This window comes from Anaerospora sp. (assembly GCF_032013335.1).
Lineage (GTDB): Bacteria > Bacillota > Negativicutes > Sporomusales > DSM-15969 > Anaerospora.
Genome location: NZ_DALZUO010000052.1, coordinates 1 through 2,614 on the forward strand (window position 1 = coordinate 1; position 2,614 = coordinate 2,614).

The 2,614-nt window shown below is 45.5% G+C and carries 1 protein-coding gene, 1 tRNA gene and 1 rRNA gene; all 3 read left to right on the plus strand.

Annotation, left to right across the window (positions count from 1 at the left end; genetic code table 11):
* Positions 1 to 91 precede the first annotated feature (91 nt).
* The 3 genes from RTR76_RS20850 to rrf all read left to right on the plus strand — a co-directional run bounded on the left by RTR76_RS20850 (position 92) and on the right by rrf (position 2,537).
* Positions 92 to 2,173, plus strand: coding sequence for an HD domain-containing phosphohydrolase (locus RTR76_RS20850; RefSeq protein ID WP_312524534.1), 2,082 nt, complete (start codon positions 92 to 94; stop codon positions 2,171 to 2,173).
* A 168-nt stretch (positions 2,174 to 2,341) separates the two neighbouring features.
* A tRNA-Gly gene (locus RTR76_RS20855) sits at positions 2,342 to 2,416 on the plus strand.
* Positions 2,417 to 2,420: 4 nt separating this feature from the next.
* A 5S ribosomal RNA gene (gene rrf / locus RTR76_RS20860) occupies positions 2,421 to 2,537 on the plus strand.
* Positions 2,538 to 2,614: the final 77 nt, after the last annotated feature.

Genomic DNA, 2,614 nt, shown 5'->3' on the forward strand with positions numbered 1-2,614 from the left:
AGCCGGGTCTTTGCTGTCGTATAAGAGGAGGAAATAGAAAGAATATAGCGAAAATAATTGCCAGAATACCATATGTGAAAGTGGTGGCAGTATGTATCAGCTAAGTGACCAGGAATATATCGATAAAGAGATGCGCCGGCAAAACAGGCTGTTGAAGTTTTTACATGATACTGCGCTGGATGTTATGAATCGAAGAGAAGTATTTGATTTACTTGAGACAATACTGAGCCGGGCGGCGGAACTGATTGGTACCAGAACTGGCTGTGTATTGCTGGTTAATAAGGAAAAGACGGAACGGGTTCGTGTTATTGCAACCGGACAGGCAAGAACATTTCTGGGTTCACGGGATAAATTGGATGTTGGGGCAGCTGGACAGGTATGGCGGACAGGACAAGTAGTTGTTATTAATAATTATAAGCTATGGAGCGAACGGCTTTCGTCAATCAGTATTGTGGCAGAAGCGGTTGCTTATTTTCCGCTAAAAAGCAATGACGAAGTGGTTGGAATTATCGGACTATGGCATACAGATGCCGGACAAACTTTCAGTAATCAAGATATTGAGGATTTGCAGCAGTTCGCGAGCCTGGCTTCGATTGCCTATACAAATGCGCAGCTTTACCGGGAGGCGCAGAAGGAAATCAGTGAGCGTAAAACCGCTGAAAAATTGCAGCAGGCTTTATACCGTATTTCCGAAACAGCCAGTTCTTCACGCAATTTAAATGAACTTTACCGCTCAGTTCATCTGATTATTAGTGAACTGATACCGGCAGAAAACTTCTATATTGCCGTCTATGATGAAAAGCAGGCTATGATCAGGTTTCCTTACCGGGTAGACCAATATGATGCCAACATAACAGGCAGGCCGTTAAAAAAGGGAATTACTGAGTATGTGATGCGAACTGGAAAACCGCTGATCATCAATCCTGAAACATTTGCTGATTTGGAGCAGGCGGAAGGGATCGCGATTAGCGAGACTATTTCTGCCGACTGGCTGGGAGTGCCGTTGAAAGCAGCAAATGAGAAGGTCATCGGTGTACTGGCGGTGCAGACGTATGATCATGGAGTGCGGTATACCCGGGATGACTGTCATATTCTTACGTTTGTCTCCAATCAGGTAGCTATGGCAATTGAGCGAAAACAGGCGGAAGAAAAATTACGGTTCCTTAGTCATCATGATGCGTTGACCGGGCTATACAATCGTGCTTATTTAAATGATGCCATGAAATTAGTGGAGCATTTCGTCCCTTTGTCAATGGTAATTTGCGATGTGGACGGACTGAAGCTGGTAAATGATACGTTGGGACATGCCGCCGGTGATGAGATGTTACGCGGTACCTCCCAGGTCCTTAGCGGTGTGTTACGTGCCACAGACGTAGCGGCCCGTATTGGCGGAGACGAGTTTGCCTTACTTTTACCGGGGACGGATGCAGTAACAGCGGGCAAGCTTTGTAACAGTATACGGGAAGGCATTGCTAGTTATAATAAGCAAATAAGCGGAGTTCCGCTTAGTCTGTCGCTTGGGTTTGCTTCGCGCAGTGAGAGCAGCATAACGCTGCAAAATCTTTATAAAGAAGCGGACGGACATATGTACCGTGAAAAGTTACATCGTTCACGCAGTGCCCGCAGTGCAATTGTAAAAACAGTCATGAAGTTATTGGAAGCGCGCGATTTCATTACGGAAGGGCACGCTGAACGACTGAAAGATCTGGCATGTGCCCTTGCCCGGCAGTTGGGATTCAGCGAGACTCAAGTAGGGGATATTGGCTTACTAGCCCAATTTCATGATATCGGTAAAGTAGGAATACCGGATCATATCCTTTTTAAGCCAGGCATGCTTACTATTGAGGAAAAGAAAGAAATGGAGCGTCATTGTGAGATTGGCTACCGAATTGCCCAGTCTGCTTCCGACTTGCTGCCGATAGCAGACTGGATCTTAAAGCATCACGAATGGTGGAATGGAAATGGTTATCCACTTCGGCTTCAAGGTGAACAGATTCCGATTGAATGCCGGATACTTGCCATTGTTGATGCTTATGATGCTATGGTTAGCGACAGGCCTTATCGCAAAGCAATGAGTCATGAGGCTGCAATAGCGGAATTACTTCGCAATGCAGGTACGCAATTTGATGGATTTTTGGTAAAGCATTTTGTTGCAATGAATTTGGTGTCATAAAAAAGTGCATATTTCTAGAAAAATACAGTTGACATAGCTTGTATTATTTGATACTCTATATAAGTCGCCGCACAACAGTGTCAGTAATTGCAGAATGAAGCAATAATATGACGCGAAAATGCAGTTGACAAATTAGCACAGACATGTTAACATAATGTTCTGTATGATGCGGAAGTAGCTCAGCGGTAGAGCATCGCCTTGCCAAGGCGAGGGTCGCGAGTTCGAATCTCGTTTTCCGCTCCATTTATCCAGTGGCGATAGCTGTAGGGATCCACCTGTTCCCATCCCGAACACAGTAGTTAAGCCTACAAACGCCGAAAGTACTTGGCTGGAAACGGCCTGGGAGGATAGGAAGTCGCTGGTTATACCAGGTAATTCTGGTCTTATTCCTCGATAGCTCAGTTGGTAGAGCAATCGGCTGTTAACCGATCGGTCGTAGGT